Origin of the sequence: Streptomyces sp. NPDC085900, assembly GCF_044540925.1 — a bacterium.
GTDB lineage: Bacteria > Actinomycetota > Actinomycetes > Streptomycetales > Streptomycetaceae > Streptomyces > Streptomyces gilvifuscus.
Genome location: NZ_JBITSP010000035.1, coordinates 1 through 1,094 on the forward strand (window position 1 = coordinate 1; position 1,094 = coordinate 1,094).

The window sequence follows — 1,094 nt, forward strand, 5'->3', positions numbered from 1 at the left end:
GCTGGACAGGAAGGGCACGTCGGCGGCCCGGCGCACCATGCTGTGCGCGATGCGCCGCTGGGTCGGCGTCAGCCGGTGCCCCTCGAAGAGCGCCTGCAGGCGCCCCGCAGGACTGTCCATCACGCTCATGTCCCCTTCCAGGCTCATGACTCGCTCCCCCTGCACATACCGGGGAACCGGTCCAGCAGTGCGGCCGCCGCCGTCACGTCGTCCGTGAGCGGCCGGTCGGCCTGGTCCTTTGCCAGTACGGATTCGGCGAGCCGAAGCGCACGCCCCACCGGAAGTTCCGCGTCGGGTCTCAGGTCTCGCTGACGCAACGCCCGTACGGCGGCGACGAGTTCGCAGCCGACGACGAGACGGTACGCGCGGCAGGCGCGCAGTGTCTGGCGTGCGGCGAGCGAGGCGAAACTGGCCTGTTCCTCGACGCCCCGGGAGAGTACAGCGTGGCCGAGGGAGGCGGGGGCGGAGAAGGCGCGCAGGTCGCCGAGGGCGGCTGCGGCGGCGTACTCCAGGATCATCACGCCGGAGGCGGCCGGCTCGTGGTCGGCGAGGAAGGGGCGCAGGCGGGTGAAGGCGGGTTCGTTGAGGGTGGACAGGCGGGAGGTCGACAGCCGTGCCACCTGCATCAGCGAGAGCCTGAAGTGGTCCAGGGCGAGGGCGAGCTGGGCCTGGTAGAAGCCGCCGTGGTGGTAGGCGGCCATGTCCTCGGGCGAGATCAGCGGGTTCTCGGCGGCCGCGTTGATCTCCACGTCCAGCACCTTCTCCAGCGCGTCGGCGGCGTCGTGCGCCGGGCCGTGGATCTGGGGCAGGCAGCGGAAGCCGTACGGGTCCTGGATCCGGCCCAGGGGCGGGGTGGGCCGGTCGGCGGCGCCGATCAGCCACCGCATGCGCCGGGCCACTTCGGCGCTGCCGCGGTGCGGGCGGGCGGCGTGCACGGGGGCGGCGTAGGCCTCGTGCGAGCCGTCCACGGCCAGCAGCGACAGCGCGGCGACCACCTGGGTGGCCTCCACCAGGGCGCGCAGTTCGTGCAGGGCCAGCGCGGACTGGCCGAGGGTGAGGGCGTTGCTGCTGATGAAGGCCAACGCATCGTTGTT

At 72.8% G+C, this 1,094-nt stretch carries 1 protein-coding gene and 1 pseudogene; both read right to left on the minus strand.

The window, feature by feature from the left end; genetic code table 11:
• A pseudogene (locus ACIGDI_RS43410) lies at positions 1-129 on the minus strand (MurR/RpiR family transcriptional regulator); the annotation flags it as partial.
• Between the two features lie 14 nt (positions 130-143).
• Positions 144-1,094: aromatic amino acid lyase (locus ACIGDI_RS43415; protein ID WP_399908582.1), on the minus strand; the 951-nt coding region annotated here is incomplete at its 5' end.